Genomic DNA, 16,754 nt, shown 5'->3' on the forward strand with positions numbered 1-16,754 from the left:
ACGCAGAGCGTCCCGGGCTGCGTTCCCACGCAGAGCGTGGGAACGATCACGGTGCGGCTGGCGCAAGACCAAAGAACGCCTGAATCAAACGCAACTCGCGCCGCCGCTCCATGCAGCCAATCATGTGTCGGTTCACCAGCCCTTCGCCGGCAATCGGGATCGCGACCACGCGTGGGTCATGGCTGACCTCCACCGATGACACCACACCAACGCCCAACTCGGCCGCAACCGCTTCGGTCACCGCCTCGCGACTGTCCAGCTCCAGCAACACCCGCGGCTGAATCGAGGCCTGAGAGCATGCCTGGTCAAAGGTGCGGCGGGTGATCGAACTCGGCTCGCGCAGAACCATGATCACGTGGTCCAACGCTTTGAGTTTCACTTCACCCGGGCGCATCGCCCAGGGATGCCCCGCCGGCACCAGCGCGCAGATCCGTGACTCGCTCAGCGCTTGCAGATGCAGCCCCTTGCGCGGCTCGACCTGCGTCAGCACCGCGACATCGGCGTGTTCCGACAACAGCGCCGCCAGGGTTTCCTGGGCATTGCCCAGGCGCAGGTTCACGGTGATCCCCGGATAGCGCGCGCGCAAACTCGCCAGCATCGGCATGACCATGTGCGGTCCATCTGCGGCCACCTCCAGACGTCCGGTCAATAACTGCCGGTTCGCCTCAAGCAGCGTCTGCGCTTCTTCCGCCAGGCCAAACATGGCCCGGGTGATCGCCGCCAGTTTGGTCCCCTCCTCGGTCAGTTCCACCCGTCGCGCGGTGCGCCGCAGCAAGGTGATCTGGTAGTGCTCCTCAAGCGCCTTGATGTGCCCGGTGACCGCTGGCTGGCTGATAAACAACCGCGCCGCAGCACGGGTGAAGCTGCCTTCACGGGCCACAGCATCGAAGGCACGGAGCTGAAACAGATTCATGAATAACCCTCACTGATGGCTGGCATAACAACAAACAATTTGATTGATGCAAGCGCGAATTGCAACGTAGGCCCCGTAGCTTCATCCCACAGCGTTTTCGCGAGGACACACGAATGAGTACCGCCGCACCGATTCTGCTCACTCCCGGCCCGTTGACCACGTCGGCCCGCACCCGCCAGGCCATGATGGTCGACTGGGGTTCGTGGGATGACCGCTTCAACCAGTTGACCGCCAGCCTGTGCGAGCAATTGCTGGCCATCCTCAACGGCGCCGCCAGCCACCACTGTGTGCCATTGCAAGGCAGCGGCACTTTCGCCGTCGAAGCGGCGATCGGCACGCTGGTGCCGCGCGACGGCAAAATCCTGGTATTGATCAATGGCGCCTACGGCAAGCGCCTGGCAAAGATCTGCGAAGTGCTCGGCCGCTCTTTCAGCACGTTCGAAACCGCCGAAGACGAACCGACCACCGCCGCCGACGTCGACCGACTGCTGCGCGCCGACGCTGACATTACTCACGTGGCGCTGATCCACTGCGAAACCAGCACCGGCATTCTTAATCCGTTGGCGGAAATCGCCGAGGTCGTTGCGCAACACGGCAAACGCCTGATCATCGACGCCATGAGCTCCTTCGGCGCATTGCCGGTGGATGCGCAAAAAGTGCCGTTCGACGCGCTCATCGCCGCCTCCGGCAAGTGCCTGGAAGGCGTGCCGGGGATGGGTTTTGTCTTTGCCCGCAAGGAATCACTGGCCGCCGCCGCCGGCAACTCACACTCGCTGGCGATGGACCTGTACGACCAACACGCCTACATGATGAAAACCGGACAATGGCGCTTCACGCCGCCGACCCACGTCGTCGCGGCGCTTCACGAAGCGTTGCTGCAATACAGCGAAGAAGGTGGCCTGCCGGCGCGGCACGCACGTTATGCAGCCAATTGTCAGGCGTTGATGGAAGAGATGAGCAAAATCGGTTTGCGCAGCTTTTTGCCGGCGGCCATTCAGGCGCCAATTATTGCCACTTTCCATGCGCCGCAGGATCCGCGTTACCAGTTCAAAGACTTCTATGAACGCGTCAAGGCCAAGGGTTACATCCTCTACCCCGGCAAATTGACCCAGGTCGAAACCTTCCGCGTCGGCTGCATCGGCCACGTCACCCCGGACGAAATGCGCCAGGCCGTAGCAGCGGTTGGCGAAGTGCTACGCGAGATGGAAGTGCTCGACATCTGAAGGCCCCACGGTCCTACAGGATCGCCAAATTCGAACAGCTTTTTCACAGGAATTGATTGCCATGAACTACACCAACCCAACCAAGCTGCAAGCCGCGATCCTCGACTGGGCCGGTACTGTAGTCGATTTCGGCTCGTTTGCGCCGACGCAGATTTTCGTCGAAGCCTTCGCCGAGTTCGATGTGCAGGTGTCGATCGAAGAAGCCCGTGGGCCGATGGGCATGGGCAAGTGGGATCACATCCGCACCCTCTGTGATCAGCCGCAGGTTGCCGAACGTTATCGCAATGTGTTCGGCCGCACGCCCACCGACGATGACGTTACCGCTATCTACAACCGTTTCATGCCGTTGCAGATCGAGAAAATCGCCGAACACTCGGCACTGATCCCCGGTGCGCTGGACACTATCGCTCAACTGCGCGCGCAAGGAATCAAGATCGGTTCCTGCTCCGGCTACCCGAAAGCCGTCATGGACAAAGTCGTCGAACTGGCCGCCAGCAACGGCTACGTCGCCGATCATGTAGTCGCCACCGACGAAGTGCCCAACGGTCGCCCATGGCCAGCGCAAGCGTTGGCCAACGTGATCGCGCTGGGCATCGACGATGTGGCGGCATGCGTGAAGATCGATGACACGGCGCCGGGCATTCTCGAGGGTCGCCGCGCCGGGATGTGGACCGTTGCGCTGATTTGTTCAGGCAACGCGTTGGGGCTGGACTACGAGGGTTTTCGCGCGCTGGATAGCAATGAACTGGCCAGCGAGCGCAAGCGCATCCACGTGCTGTTCGAAAGTTCGCGCCCGCATTACATGATCGACACCATCAGCGATTTGCCAGAAGTGATCGCCGACATCAACAAGCGCCTGGCCAATGGTGAAATGCCGCAGCAACACTGACTTAATGCCAAAGAACAGCGCTGACTGCTTACGCAGCAAGCGCTGTTTTCGTATGTATCCTGCAAATATCATTGAGCAAATAACAACAGCACTCATCAACTTCGCACTTACTCGGAAATCAGGTTTCCTGCGGCATCATAGGCCAGTCCGTCCGGATACTTGATACTTCCGTCTGGAAACTTTGTGGTGCCATCCGCCCAGACAATGTGCCCATCTGCATATTCGACCGTGCCATCGGGCCACACGATTCGCCCGTCCGGATACTGCACTCGACCGTCCTCGTGTTGAATGATGCCATCGGGTCGAGTGATGGATGTTTTATCCGCATCGATCAGGCTACCGTCCGGCAATGTCGTCGAGCCATCTTGGTGGGTTGTGGCGCCGAGTGTTTGTATCAGTGCAATCAAAGCCAACGGATCAACATTGACGTTAACTGTCGGCCACGGCATTGGCGGTCGTTTGGTGCTGGCCGGATCAGTCGGACTGATGGGGGCAACAGGGCGGGTCGGCTTCACCGGGCGGGTGGGCGATACAGGCGTGGTCGGTTTCACCGTACCGGTCGGCGCTACAGGCTTGGTCGGCTTCACCGTACCAGTCGGCGCTACAGGCTTGGTCGGCTTCACCGTACCAGTCGGCGCTACAGGCTTGGTCGGCTTCACCGTACCGGTCGGCGCTACAGGCCTGGTCGGCTTTACCGTACCGGTCGGCGCTACAGGCCTGGTCGGTTTCACCGTACCGGTCGGCGGCTTGCCTGGGGTGACGGAGGGCCGCGGACGTGCTCCAGGGGCCTTGGTCGTTGCTTTTCTCAGGGTATATTCGTTTGCTTTGCGGGAAATAAAGTTGATCATAATTATTAAAACTCAAGCAATTAGATTTGGTAGTCCTGATTCTCGAAACCTTATCAAGAACCTGAGCAAACAGTATCTATCATGCTCAGACAACTCAAACCCATGTAAACACAAGATATAAACAACAACCCGTTACACCCACCTGACAAACACGCCGCCAACTTTCAATCTGCACACCCTGAAACAACAAAGCGAGTTTTTCAACATTCAATGCCCCTGACAAAAACATAATAACCAAGGCAGAAACATGGCCTGAGGTTTAGAGTTGGTATAGGTCATCGGATGTCGATGGCACAGTCAACCATGCCCCGAGAGGAACCCCCTATGCCATGGACAAATTCCGAATCGCGTTACAGCACTGTTTCGATTCTGCTGCACTGGCTGATGCTCGTGCTGTTGGTACTGGTTTACGCCAGCATGGAATTGCGCGGTTTCTTCCCCAAGGGCAGCGGCGCTCGCGCGCTGATCCGCGAAATGCACTATCTGCTGGGCCTGACCGTGTTTGTACTGGTGTGGTTTCGCCTGCTCGCACGCAGCCTCGGCCCTGCGCCGAAAATCTTCCCCGCATCACCCGCCTGGCAGACCGTCGTGGCGCGGCTGATGCACTGGGCGCTGTACCTGTTCATGCTGGGCATGCCGATTCTCGGCTGGCTGATCACCAGTGCCGAGGGCCATCAAGTCATGTTTTACGGTTTCGATTTGCCGTTATTGGTCGGCGAAGACAAGACGCTCGCCAAACAAGTTGAAGGCTGGCATGTACTGATCGCCACGATCGGCTATTGGCTGATCGGCCTGCATGCGCTGGCGGGTATTTATCACCACTACGTGGTGCGCGATAACACCCTGCTGCGGATGATGCCCAAGCGCGGCTGAGCGTCAGGGCATCGTGGCAAACCCGCGTCGCCCTTGCAGGCCGCCCGTGTGAATGAAAATCAGACGAGTGCCGACGGCGAATCCGCCAGACTCGACATGCTGCTTGAGCGCCAGCAAGGCTTTGCCGGTGTAAATCGGCTCGAGAGGGATGCCGCTGGTTTGCTCGGTCAGTTCGATGAAGGTCAGCAACCCTTCGTCAACCTTGGCGAAGCCACCGCGGCTGGCGTCGATCAGTCGATAGCTCGCCGCAGGCTCGGCGGCGTGCGCAAGGATGGACTCGATGTTCGGCGCTACGCCGTGATCGTCCGGCACCGCCAGTGCGCCATACAGTGAGCGCTGGCCTTTCTCGGCGAGCGCCAGTCCGGCCAGTGTCGTGCCGGTGCCACAGGCCAGCCACCAGGCGTGGAAATCATTCCAGCCCAGCGTGGCCAGTTGTTCATCGACCTGCTGCCTGATCGCTGCGCAACCCAGTGCGCCGGCCATTCCGCCACCGCCCTCGGGCACGGCATGCAGCGTCGGATATTGCGCTTGCCACGGCGTCCAGAATCCTGGTTCGTGCCGCGCGCGATAGCCCCCGTAACCCAGCCAATGCAACTGCATGCCAAATGCTTGCAGATCCCGCGCTGTGGGCGTGTCCTGGGGATGGCCACGCAGCAGTCCCACGGTTTTGAAGCCCAGCCGTTTGCCTGCTGCCGCCAGCGCGTGCAGATGATTGGAATGCGCACCGCCGAGGCTGATGATGCCATCGGCACCAGCGCGCTCAGCGGCTTTGAGGTGTTCAACGAGTTTGAACCATTTGTTGCCGCTGATCAGCGGGTCGATGCGGTCGAGGCGCAGGATCGCGACTTCGATGCCGGCGCTTGCGAGCCAGTCCAGGCGGAGCGGTTCGAGGGGGGCGTGGGGTAGCCAATCAAGAGGAGGCAAAAGCATGGGCACTGCGCAATCAGGAAAAGACCACATACTAGTAGGAGCTGTCGCAGGCTGCGATCTTTTGATCTTGCATTTAAATTCAGGATCAACAGATCGCAGCCTGCGGCAGCTCCTACAGAATGTGTTTACAACTCAGCCGCGAGGCGCGAACCCTGATTGATCGCGCGCTTGGCATCAAGCTCTGCGGCGACATCCGCGCCGCCGATCAAGTGCACGTTCTGCCCGGCTTCGACCAGGCCGTCGTGCAACTCACGCAGCGGATCCTGCCCGGCGCAGATCACGATATTGTCCACCGCGAGCAGTTGCGGCTCGCCGGTTTCGCCGATGCGTATGTGCAGGCCGTCGTCATCGATGCCGAGGTATTCGACGCTGTTGAGCATCTGCACCTGCTTGTTCTTCAGACCGGTACGGTGAATCCAGCCGGTGGTCTTACCGAGGCCGTCACCAACCTTGGTTTTCTTGCGCTGCAACAGGAACACCTCTCGGGCGGGAGCGTGCGGCGCGGCTTTGACGCCCGCCACACCGCCACGGGCTACCAGCTGCATGTCGATGCCCCACTCCTTCCAGAACGCCGCGCGATCCAGACTGGTGGCCACGCCTTGATGAACAAGAAACTCCGACACATCGAAACCGATACCGCCAGCTCCGATCACCGCGACACGCTTGCCGACTGGCTTGCGCTCGAGAATCACATCCAGATAACTCAGCACCTTGGCATTCTCGACGCCCGGAATCGCCGGCACGCGTGGTGCAATACCGGTGGCGAGAATGATTTCGTCATAACCGCCCTCAACCAGTTTCGCCACGTCGACGCGGGTGTTCAGGCACACCTCGACATTTGTGGTCTGTAACTTGCGGTTGAAGTAGCGCAGGGTTTCGAAAAACTCTTCCTTGCCCGGCACGCGCTTGGCGATGTTGAACTGGCCACCGATCTCGCTGGCGGAATCGAACAGCGTCACCTGATGACCGCGCTCAGCGGCCACGGTGGCGGCAGACAACCCCGCAGGACCGGCACCGACCACGGCGATTTTCTTGATCTGTTGCACCGGCAGGTAATTGAGCTCGGTTTCGTGGCAGGCGCGCGGGTTGACCAGGCAACTGGTGAGTTTGCCGCCGAAGGTGTGGTCGAGACACGCCTGATTGCAGCCGATGCAGGTATTGATTTCGTCGGCGCGGCCTTCAGCGGCTTTATTGACGAAATCCGGATCGGCAAGAAACGGTCGCGCCATCGAGACCATGTCGGCATCGCCTTCGGCGAGAATCTGCTCGGCGATTTCCGGGGTGTTGATGCGGTTGGTGGTGATCAGCGGAATGCTCACCGAGCCGCGCAGCTTGGCCGTGACCTTGCTGAACGCTGCACGCGGCACCTTGGTGGCGATTGTCGGAATCCGCGCTTCGTGCCAGCCGATTCCGGTGTTGATAATGGTCGCGCCGGCCTGTTCGATGGCTTTGGCCAGTGTGACGATTTCATCCCAGGTGCTGCCACCCTCGACCAGATCGAGCATCGACAGGCGGAAAATGATGATGAAGTTCGGCCCGACCGCTTCGCGCACACGACGGACGATTTCCACCGGCAGGCGCATGCGGTTTTCGTAACTGCCGCCCCAGCGGTCGGTGCGGTGATTGGTATGGGCGGCGAGGAACTGGTTAATGAAATACCCTTCCGAACCCATGATTTCAACGCCGTCGTATTCGGCGGTTTGCGCCAATACCGAGCAGGTGACGAAATCGCTGATCTGCTTTTCGATGCCCTCTTCGTCCAGCTCTTTGGGCTTGAACGGATTGATCGGCGCCTGAATCGCACTCGGGGCTACCTGTTTCGGGCTGTAGGCATAACGGCCAGCATGGAGAATCTGCATGCAGATCTTGCCGCCCGCCTCATGCACCGCGCGAGTGACGATGCGGTGCTTGAGCGCCTCTTCTTCGGTTGTAAGCTTGGCCGCGCCGGAATACACGCCGCCCTCGTCATTCGGGCCGATACCGCCGGTGACCATCAGGCCGACACCGCCACGGGCACGTTCGGCGAAGTACGCCGCCATGCGTTCAAAGCCACCCGGCTTTTCTTCCAGGCCGGTGTGCATCGAGCCCATCAGGGTGCGGTTGCGCAGCGTGGTGAATCCCAGGTCCAGCGGGGCCAGCAGATGCGGGTAATGAGCGGCGGTCATCGGTAACTCCACAACGAGCGATCACGGAAATTTGCGGGAGCTCTGCGTCCCCCGTCAGTCATGTTCGACAGACTAAGAGTCGCACCGCTGTCACTCAATGACCGTAACTGACAAGTTATTGATCCAAATGCGCAGCGCCCCTTGGCAACCCAAGCCATGGGCCCTACCCTAGTCGCCACATCCTGTATCCGGCTGTTGTTGGTTTTCATGCGCAAACTTCTGTATCTGTTTTTCTCCATGGCCCTCGTTGCCGCCCTGACCACCTACGCCACGTGGGCGGCGGACCGGCCGGCGGGGCATTACCTGTCGGACCTGCGCATCAAGCTCGCCGTCGATCAGGGCACGCCCGCCGACCGTGGCAATCTACTGGGCATCCAGCCCGAACTGTTCCCGACTGATTACCAAAGCTCCGCACGCCTGCACCGAAAACTCGCGGCGTATCTGCAGCAGGCGCGGGATCAAGGCTTGCTCAACGAAAAAACCGTGGTGGTTATGCCTGAGCACGTCGGCACCTGGCTGATGATCAGCGGCGAAAAAGACGAGCTGTATCAGGCGCCGACGCAGGCAGAGGCGATGAACTGGCTGGCGGCAAGCAATCCGCTGCTGTTCGCCCGCGCCTGGCTGCGGGCCAAGGGCGAGCAGCGTCTGGATGATGCTTATCTGCGGATGAAATCCAAGGTCATGGCCAAGGATTATCAGGCGCTGTTCGGCGGTCTGGCCAAGGAGTTCCAGGTCACTCTGGTCGCCGGCTCCATTGTGCTGCCGGAACCAAGCATTCGCGACGGTCAGCTCAAACCCGGCAGCGGCGCCCTGTTCAACAGCAGTGTGGTATTCGGCCGCGACGGCGCGCCGCTGGGCCAGCCGCAACGGCAGATGCACCCGATTTTCGATCAGCAGGGTGTGATTCAGGCGGAAGACAAACACGCCATACAGGTCGTCGATACCCCGGCCGGGCGCCTCGGCGTCCTGATTGGCAGTGACAGCTGGTACCCCGGCAACTACCGCACCCTCGATGAACACGGCGCGCAACTGGTAGCCGTGCCCGCGCAAGTTGTCGGCCAAGGCGCCTGGGACAAACCGTGGCGCGGTTACAAGGGTTCAAGCACGCCGGGATCGGTAAGCCTCAAGCCCGGCGACCTCAGCGAAGGTCAGGCCTGGCATCGACTGACTCTCACCGCACAACCGCCGAGCAGCCGCGCGATTGCCGGCGTCAGTGTGTTCATGCGCGGGCAGTTCTGGGATAAACCAAGCACCGGCACAAGCTTCCTCAGCAGCAACGGCCAACAGTTCGCCGATGGTGAGTCCCGTGGTGCGCGTTTGCTGAACGTGTGGCTGTAAACCATGAAGCCGCAGCCGATGCGCCTCGGGGATCTGTCGGTGGGCTTCGTCCACAGTCTGGCCGATGCCGTGCGCAGCCACAACGCCGACCCGCTGCCTTTACTTGAGCAGTACGGCCTCGATGCCGCGCGGCTGGCGGAGGCTGGTGCACGCTTGTCGATACCGCGTTACATGCGCTTGGGTCATGCGGCGATTCAACTCACCGGCGACCCGGCGCTGGGCCTGCGCATGGGGCGAAAGATCCGCTTGAATCAGGCGGGCCTGGCCGGCATCACCGCCGCGCAAGCGCCCACCGTGCGCGAAGCCGCCCGCTGCCTGACTCGCTTCGAACCGCTTTACGGCTCCAACTACCGCGGCCAATCCAGTTTCCATGAAGACGCCAACGGCGCCTGGCTGCGCTTCTACTCGATCAGCCCGTACAACGCCTATAACCGCTTCGTGGTCGACTCGATCCTGGCCGGCTGGCTGCACCAGTTGTCGAGCCTGTGCGGCCAGTCGTTGCGCGCCGAACGCCTCGAAATCGAATTCGAAGCACCGGATTACCGCGACGCCTACACAGTGCTCGGCGATTGTCCGATCCAGTTCGGCGCCGAGCGCAATCAACTGCGCCTGAGCCTCGCCAGCCTTGCCCTGCGCAACCCCGAACATTGCCCGAGCACCTGGAGACATCTGCTGCAACTGTGTGAGCGCGAACTGGAACAACTGACACGCACGCGCAGCCTGCGCGAGCGCATTACTCAATTGCTCGGCCCGTTACTCAATGGGGGCCGCGAGCCGGATCTCGAAGAAGTCGCGGCACGCCTGAAACTGCCAACCTGGACCTTGCGGCGCAAACTTGCCGAGGAAGGTACGCAGTTCCGCGCGATCCTCAATGACACACGCCGTGACCTGGCGATGACCTATATCCGCGACACCGAACTGGCATTCGGCGAAATCGCCTACCTGCTGGGGTTCGCCTCCGCCGAAGCGTTCCAGCGCGCATTCAAGCGCTGGAGCGCCCAGACGCCCGGCGAGTTTCGCCGTAGTCATCGCTCGGGGGCTTGAAGCTCAGAGCTCGGTTGCGTCGTCCGCCGGCTCCGGCTGATCCAGCTCAAAGGCCTGATATTCGAGCAGTTCTTCCTGATACTCATCCATCGTATAAATCCCCCAAACTGCTCGCTGTGAAAATGGCCTGATCAATCGACCTGTGCCCTGAGCATAAAGTGCCCGTGTGAAGGAAAAGTGAAGCGCGACCTTCATGAATAAAACGTAGCAGGCGGTTTGGGATTTATCGCGGGAAGGTTGCCGGGGGAATGTAACCGGATCTTTAAGCGAACCGGGAACCCCTGGGGGAGCGAGCAGATTTGCTCCCGCAGGGGTTCGCTGACGTTATTGGCCCGACGCGGGCATCGCCGGAATCGGCTCGGACGGTGGCGCAATATCCGGGTTGGTCGGTGGCGTGATGGTTTCGCTGGCCGGCGCTGGCTCTTCGACCGGCGCCGGTGTTGGCGCGATCGGTGCCGACTCCGCTGGTGGCACGACGGGCTCGGAACTCACTGGCGCAGCTTCAACCGGGGCCGGAGCAGGCTCGGCAGCCGGCGCTGGTGTCACCGCCGGTTCCGCTGCAGGTGTCGGTACCAGTGGCGCAGCCACCGGTGCAGGCGTCGCTTTCGGCTCCGGCACACCGAGGTCGGTTTGCGGTTTTTCTTCGATATGTGCCGCTTTCTTCGCATCAGCGGGCAGGAACTGCTCCACCAGCGTGAAGAAGCGCTCATAGAATTTCTGCGCAGTGACCGTCTCGCTGGCGACTTTGACCATCGAATCGTCCGAGGAGCCGATCGGCATCGACACCGAACCCAGCACACCGACGCCGAGGCTCGCAGAATTATTGGTCTTCTTCAGCGCATAACGGTCCTGCAGGGCGTTGGCGAACACCGTCGCATGATGCCCGGCGCTGCCGTCTTCGGCGCAGACCACGTTGAAGCTGATCTCCAGGTGCGTCTCGCCGGTCTGCTGGAAACTCTTGTGACCGCTGACCAGTTTCGGATCACTGCTGGTAATGATGTAGCCCTGACTGAGCAACGCGCGCCTGGCTGCTTCGCAACTGGCGGTATCGGTCACCGGGTAGTTGCGCGAAAAGGTGCCGGAGTCATCGAAGTTCTCATGCTCATAGATCGGCTTGTCCTTCGAACAACCGGCTACCGCAGTCAACAAAAGCGCCAGCCCGACAACACGCATGGGATTGGAAATCAACATTGAACATCCTGAGGAAAACAGTCCGGGGCGTATTGTGCAACAGATCGTCGCCCCATGGCGCATGGAATAGTGTCAAGAATCGGTTACAACTTTACCGATCATGGCCATCGGGAAAAGCTGTGCTGACAAATGATCGATCAACGCGCGCAATTTCGCCGTCCCTTGTCGGCTGGACGGCCACAGTACCCAGCCTGGCAGACTCGTTGGAGCATGCCCGACCCAATGGTCGCCGAGCCCCCCAAAAAAAACCCCGACCAATCAGGCCGGGGCTTCTTCAAACGCCATTCAAAAGATCAAAACCGCTCGATCTTCGCCTCGGCCTCCAGCTGCTTGCGATAAGCCGCAAAGTCCTGCTGCCCCTCACGGGAAGCCAGGAAGCGACGATATTGCGCCTTCTCTTCTTCCGTCGGCGCAGCCGCTTCATTGACGCCATTCAGACGCACAATCATCAGACTGCCATCCGGCAACGTAACGCTGGAGAACGTCGGCTTGTCCTTGGCAGCCGGCTTCGGCATACGGAACAACGCCTGCAGCACAGCCGGATCAACACCTTCCTGAGCACGCGTGGCCGCTTCGGTGATCTTCCAGTTCTGGCCGTCAATCGCTTTGTCCAGCGGCGCCTTGCCATCGCGCAGATCAGCGATCAGCTTCTCGGCACGGGTCTTGGCCTCGGCACTGGCGTGCTCCTTGGTCAACTGAGCACGGATCGCCGCGCTCACGCTTTCCAGCGGCAGTTGCGCAGGCTTGAGATGCTCCTTGGCGCGCAACACGATCACGGTTTCCGGGTCCAGTTCGATGGCGGTGCTGTTGGCACCTTCATCAATCACTTCCGGGCTGAACGCGGCAGTGACCACCGCACGGTTGGCCGCGACACCTTCACCACCTTCACGGCCGAACGGCTTGGAGGTGTGCACAGTCAGTTTCAGATCCGCTGCTGGCTGCGCCAGGTCAGAGGCTTCGAACGCCGAGTCTTCCAGTTGCTTGGTCGCCTCAACGAAACGCTGCTCGACCTGAGCCGCCTTCAATTCGCGGGTAAGCTTGTCTTTCAGACTAGCCAGGGTCGGCACCTCAGGTGCTTCCACGCCCAACAGTTTGATCAGGTGATAACCAAAATCGGTACGAATCGGCTCAGACACCTGGTCTTTCGACAGCGCGTACAGCGCCTTTTCGAAGGCCGGATCGTAAACGCCAGGACCTGCGTAACCAAGGTCACCGCCATTGTTGGCCGAACCCGGATCCTGTGAAAACTCTTTGGCCAACACCTCGAATTTTTCACCCTTGGCCAGACGCGCCTGGACTTCGTCGATCTTCGCCTTGGCCTGCGCTTCGGTAGTCTTGTCGTTCACTTCGATGAGGATGTGCGCGGCACGACGCTGTTCCGACAGGTTGGCGATCTCTTTCTGGTACGCCGCCTCAAGATCTTCATCCTTGACCGCAACCTGATCAAAGAACGACGACTTCTTCAGCTCAACGTAATCGATGATCACCTGATCTGGCGTCATGAATTCCTTGGCGTGTTCGTCGTAGTAAGCCTTGACCTCGTCATCGGTCAGCTTGACCGCAGCCGGGTCAGCCTTGACGTTGAGCGTGGCGAAATCGCGGGTCTGTTTTTCCAGACGGGCGAATGCCAGGACTTCGGCGTCGGTGACAAAACCGCTGCCGGCAACACCAGCGCGCAGCTGGCCGATCAGCATTTCCTGAGCCAGCATCTGGCGGAACTGCATACGGCTGTAACCCAGCTGGCGGATCACCTGATCGAAACGCTCGGAGCTGAACTTGCCGTCGACCTGAAATTCAGGCGTCTGCAGGATCACCTGATCCAGCGCGGCTTCGGAGAATGAGAACTTCGCCTGTTCGGCGCCTTGCAGCAGCAACTTGCGGTCGATCAGGCCTTTGAGAGCCGATTCGCGCAGCATTTTTTCGTCGAGCAAGGAAGCATCGAAGTCCTTGCCCAGCTGTTGCATCAGCTGACGGCGTTGCATATCAACGGCCTGGCTCAGCTCGTTCTGGCTGATTTCGTCACCGTTGACCTTGGCCGCCTCGTTCTTGTGAGTCGTGGCCTGGAAAATGGCATCGAAACCGGTCAGAGCCATCAGTGCAACGATGACCCCGATAATGGTCTTGGCAATCCAGCCTTGTGAATTGTCCCTGATATTCTGCAGCATGCGTCCCCCAGAAACGGTTGAACTTCAATTTATGCAACCGTGGAGCGTGGGTAGAATCCGGATAGAAGAAAGGCGCATCCGAGGATGCGCCTTCTCGTAACTGGCGGAGCGGACAGGGCTCGAACCCTCGATCCCGGCGTTACAGATGCCTGTTCCAGCCACCTGCTCTACCGCTCCGCTGCCAAGTCAGGCTTGACCCCGACCCGGATGGGTAAAAACCTGAAAACTCAGTTAACAGCTTCTTTCAGTGCTTTACCGGCTTTGAAACCTGGCTTCTTGGCAGCCGGGATTTCCAGAGTCTTGCCGGTTTGCGGGTTGCGGCCGGTACGAGCCGGACGGTCAGTCACGGAGAAAGTACCGAAACCAACCAGAACAACGGAGTCGCCAGCCTTCAGAGCGCCAGTGACGGATTCGATAACAGCGTCCAGCGCACGGCCAGCAGCAGCTTTCGGGATATCAGCGGATGCAGCGATAGCATCAATCAGTTCCGACTTGTTCACTCTAAGTCCCCTTATATCTATTTTGAGATGTTTCTAAGTTTTTTGGTGAAAGCAAAAACGAATGCTGAATGGCCTACAGACACTTAAGAGCCGCTTTATAACAAGGGCTCTAAAATGCTGTCAAGGAAAGCCCCCCAAGCTAAAACGTATTAATGCGTGCTAATTCTTTCCTTGGCATCAGACTCGCGTTTTTCGTCCTTGGCAACTATCTCCGGAGCCACATCCGGCAAGGGCTCCGGCGCGTATTGCAGCGCAATTTGCAGGACCTCGTCAATCCATTTAACCGGTTTGATCTGCAGATCCTGCTTGATATTGTCAGGAATCTCCTTCAGATCGCGGACGTTTTCTTCCGGAATAATCACAATCTTGATTCCACCGCGATGCGCCGCCAGCAGTTTTTCTTTTAAACCGCCGATTGCCAGAACCTGACCACGCAAGGTGATTTCACCGGTCATGGCGACATCGGCACGCACCGGAATGCCGGTCAAAGCCGAGACCAACGCTGTACACATGCCCACGCCAGCACTTGGGCCATCTTTCGGTGTGGCACCTTCCGGCATGTGAATGTGGGTGTCGCGCTTCTCGTGGAAGTCCAGCGGAATGCCCAGGCTCTTGGCGCGGCTGCGTACCACAGTTTGTGCAGCAGTGATCGATTCGACCATCACATCACCGAGCGAACCGGTCTTGATCAATTGCCCTTTGCCCGGAATCACCGCGGCTTCAATCGTCAGCAATTCGCCACCGACCTGAGTCCACGCCAGGCCAGTCACCTGCCCCACCTGATCCTGCTGCTCAGCCAGCCCGTAGCGGAACTTGCGCACGCCGAGGAAATGCTCAAGCAGATCAGCTGTCACTTTCACCGAGAAACGTTTTTCCAGTGCATGCTCCTTGACGGCCTTGCGGCAGACCTTGGCAATCTGTCGCTCAAGACCACGCACGCCCGCTTCCCGGGTGTAGTAACGGATGATGTCGCGGATCGCTTCCTCATCAAATTCCAGCTCGCCCTTCTTCAGACCATTGGCAGCGATCTGTTTTGGCGACAGGTACTTCACGGCGATGTTGATCTTCTCGTCTTCGGTATAGCCCGGCAGACGGATGACTTCCATCCGATCCAGCAGTGCCGGTGGTATGTTCATCGAGTTCGAGGTGCACAGAAACATCACATCGGACAGGTCGTAATCGACTTCCAGGTAGTGATCGTTGAAATTGTGGTTTTGCTCCGGGTCGAGCACTTCCAGCAACGCCGATGCCGGGTCGCCACGCATGTCGCTGCCCATCTTGTCGATTTCATCGAGCAGGAACAGCGGGTTGCGGACACCCACTTTCGTCATCTTTTGAATCAATCTTCCCGGCATCGAACCAATGTAAGTCCGACGGTGACCACGAATTTCTGCTTCATCACGCACGCCGCCCAGGGCCATCCGTACAAATTTTCGGTTGGTGGCGTGAGCAATCGATTCTGCCAGCGAGGTTTTACCTACACCTGGCGGACCGACGAGGCACAACACCGGGCCACGGATCTTCTTCACGCGCTTCTGCACAGCGAGGTATTCAAGGATGCGTTCCTTGACCTCCTCGAGGCCGTAGTGATCAGCGTCGAGAATGTCTTCTGCACGGGCCAGGTCGAGGCGTACTTTGCTCTGCGCCTTCCACGGCACCTGGACCAGCCAGTCGATGTAGGAGCGCACCACGGTGGCTTCAGCCGACATCGGCGACATCTGCTTGAGCTTGTTCAGCTCGGCAGTGGCCTTGGCCATTGCATCTTTAGGCAGGCCGGCAGCATCAATGCGCTTCTTCAGCTCTTCGATTTCGTTGTGGCCTTCGTCGCCATCGCCGAGCTCTTTCTGAATGGCCTTCATCTGCTCATTCAGGTAGTACTCGCGCTGACTGCGCTCCATTTGCTTCTTGACCCGACCACGAATGCGTTTCTCAACCTGCAACAGGTCGATCTCGGCATCCAGCAGCGCCAGCACGTGCTCGACACGCGCCGACAGATCGATGATTTCGAGGATTTCCTGCTTCTGCTCGATTTTCAGCGCCATGTGCGCAGCCATGGTATCGACCAGACGACCCGGCTCATCGATGCTGTTGAGTGACGACAGGACTTCAGCCGGGACCTTTTTGCCCAGCTGGACGTATTGTTCGAACTGCGACAGCAGAGTGCGCACGAAGACTTCCGACTCGCGCTCAGCGGCGTCGACTTCTTCAATCAGAGAGACTTCAGCGCGGCAGTGGCCATCGACTTCGCTGAAGCGTTCGACGGTGCCACGCTGCTCACCCTCGACCAGAACCTTGACGGTGCCATCAGGCAGTTTCAGCAGCTGCAGAACCGTGGCAATCGTACCTACGCGATAGAGAGCGTCTTCACCAGGATCATCGTCAGCCGGGTTTCTCTGGGCCAGCAGAAGAATCTGCTTGTCACCCGTCATCGCTGCCTCAAGGGCTTCGATGGATTTCTCGCGCCCCACGAACAGCGGGATAACCATGTGCGGATAAACCACAACATCACGCAATGGCAGGAGAGGCAATTCGATGGTTGTCTTCATGATTTCGCCTCTACGGCGGCCGTATGGCCGTAATCAGATGGAATTAAGCTTGAAACCAAGATGGGGGCTGCCTTGAAAAAAAACAAGCGTAAAGCGGATGTAAAAAACGACATAAAAAAAAAGAGGCCC

At 59.3% G+C, this 16,754-nt stretch carries 14 protein-coding genes; 5 read left to right on the forward strand and 9 right to left on the reverse strand.

All coding sequences use genetic code 11. The features are described from left to right. Positions 1–46: 46 nt before the first annotated feature. Positions 47–913 carry a LysR substrate-binding domain-containing protein gene (locus tag ACP7D9_RS23580; RefSeq protein WP_426159757.1) on the reverse strand — a complete coding sequence of 289 codons (867 nt, stop codon included), beginning with the start codon at positions 911–913 and terminating at the stop codon, positions 47–49. A 113-nt stretch (positions 914–1,026) separates the two neighbouring features. Here ACP7D9_RS23580 and ACP7D9_RS23585 point away from each other — a divergent pair, with 113 nt between their 5' ends. Both ACP7D9_RS23585 and phnX read left to right on the forward strand, forming a co-directional pair. Then, positions 1,027–2,136 (forward strand): 2-aminoethylphosphonate--pyruvate transaminase, encoded by a 1,110-nt coding sequence (locus tag ACP7D9_RS23585; RefSeq protein ID WP_426159758.1) that lies wholly within the window; start codon positions 1,027–1,029, stop codon positions 2,134–2,136. 61 nt (positions 2,137–2,197) lie between these two features. Next, positions 2,198–3,025 (forward strand): phosphonoacetaldehyde hydrolase, encoded by an 828-nt coding sequence (phnX, locus tag ACP7D9_RS23590; protein ID WP_426159759.1) that lies wholly within the window; start codon positions 2,198–2,200, stop codon positions 3,023–3,025. Between the two features lie 107 nt (positions 3,026–3,132). Here the strand turns inward: phnX and ACP7D9_RS23595 are convergent, their stop codons facing one another. After that, the gene (locus ACP7D9_RS23595; protein ID WP_426159760.1) at positions 3,133–3,873 is read right to left on the reverse strand and encodes a hypothetical protein; all 741 of its coding nucleotides are present in this window, start codon (positions 3,871–3,873) and stop codon (positions 3,133–3,135) included. 324 nt (positions 3,874–4,197) lie between these two features. Here ACP7D9_RS23595 and ACP7D9_RS23600 point away from each other — a divergent pair, with 324 nt between their 5' ends. After that, complete coding sequence (locus tag ACP7D9_RS23600) at positions 4,198–4,746, forward strand: cytochrome b (protein ID WP_426159761.1); 549 nt, start codon at positions 4,198–4,200, stop codon at positions 4,744–4,746. Between the two features lie 3 nt (positions 4,747–4,749). Here the strand turns inward: ACP7D9_RS23600 and ACP7D9_RS23605 are convergent, their stop codons facing one another. Together ACP7D9_RS23605 and ACP7D9_RS23610 are read right to left on the reverse strand one after the other, a co-directional pair. Next, complete coding sequence (locus tag ACP7D9_RS23605; protein ID WP_426159762.1) at positions 4,750–5,676, reverse strand: 1-aminocyclopropane-1-carboxylate deaminase/D-cysteine desulfhydrase; 927 nt, start codon at positions 5,674–5,676, stop codon at positions 4,750–4,752. A 125-nt stretch (positions 5,677–5,801) separates the two neighbouring features. Next, on the reverse strand, positions 5,802–7,841 hold the full coding sequence (locus ACP7D9_RS23610) for an NADPH-dependent 2,4-dienoyl-CoA reductase (RefSeq protein WP_313002115.1): 2,040 nt from the start codon (positions 7,839–7,841) through the stop codon (positions 5,802–5,804). Between the two features lie 207 nt (positions 7,842–8,048). On the opposite strand from ACP7D9_RS23610, the gene ACP7D9_RS23615 reads away from it, so the two are divergent. After that, positions 8,049–9,179 carry a nitrilase-related carbon-nitrogen hydrolase gene (locus tag ACP7D9_RS23615; RefSeq protein WP_426159763.1) on the forward strand — a complete coding sequence of 377 codons (1,131 nt, stop codon included), beginning with the start codon at positions 8,049–8,051 and terminating at the stop codon, positions 9,177–9,179. Positions 9,180–9,182: 3 nt separating this feature from the next. After that, the gene (locus ACP7D9_RS23620) at positions 9,183–10,223 is read left to right on the forward strand and encodes an AraC family transcriptional regulator (protein ID WP_426159764.1); all 1,041 of its coding nucleotides are present in this window, start codon (positions 9,183–9,185) and stop codon (positions 10,221–10,223) included. Between the two features lie 3 nt (positions 10,224–10,226). Here the strand turns inward: ACP7D9_RS23620 and ACP7D9_RS23625 are convergent, their stop codons facing one another. The 5 genes from ACP7D9_RS23625 to lon form a co-directional block, all read right to left on the reverse strand. Next, a complete protein-coding gene (locus tag ACP7D9_RS23625; RefSeq protein ID WP_157830904.1) occupies positions 10,227–10,418 on the reverse strand; it encodes a hypothetical protein in 192 nt (63 codons plus the stop codon). Between the two features lie 129 nt (positions 10,419–10,547). Then, positions 10,548–11,414: a DUF2242 domain-containing protein gene (locus ACP7D9_RS23630; protein WP_426159765.1), complete on the reverse strand. Its 867-nt coding sequence runs from the start codon at positions 11,412–11,414 to the stop codon at positions 10,548–10,550. 293 nt (positions 11,415–11,707) lie between these two features. Then, entirely contained in the window at positions 11,708–13,579 is a 1,872-nt protein-coding gene (locus tag ACP7D9_RS23635; protein WP_426159766.1) for a SurA N-terminal domain-containing protein, read from the reverse strand. Positions 13,580–13,806: 227 nt separating this feature from the next. Next, positions 13,807–14,079, reverse strand: coding sequence for an HU family DNA-binding protein (locus ACP7D9_RS23640; RefSeq protein WP_003183171.1), 273 nt, complete (start codon positions 14,077–14,079; stop codon positions 13,807–13,809). Positions 14,080–14,228: 149 nt separating this feature from the next. Beyond that, complete coding sequence (gene lon, locus ACP7D9_RS23645; RefSeq protein WP_426159767.1) at positions 14,229–16,625, reverse strand: endopeptidase La; 2,397 nt, start codon at positions 16,623–16,625, stop codon at positions 14,229–14,231. Between the last annotated feature and the right edge of the window lie 129 nt (positions 16,626–16,754).

It is taken from the genome of Pseudomonas sp. TSRC2-2, assembly GCF_049897785.1.
Taxonomy (GTDB): Bacteria; Pseudomonadota; Gammaproteobacteria; order Pseudomonadales; family Pseudomonadaceae; genus Aquipseudomonas.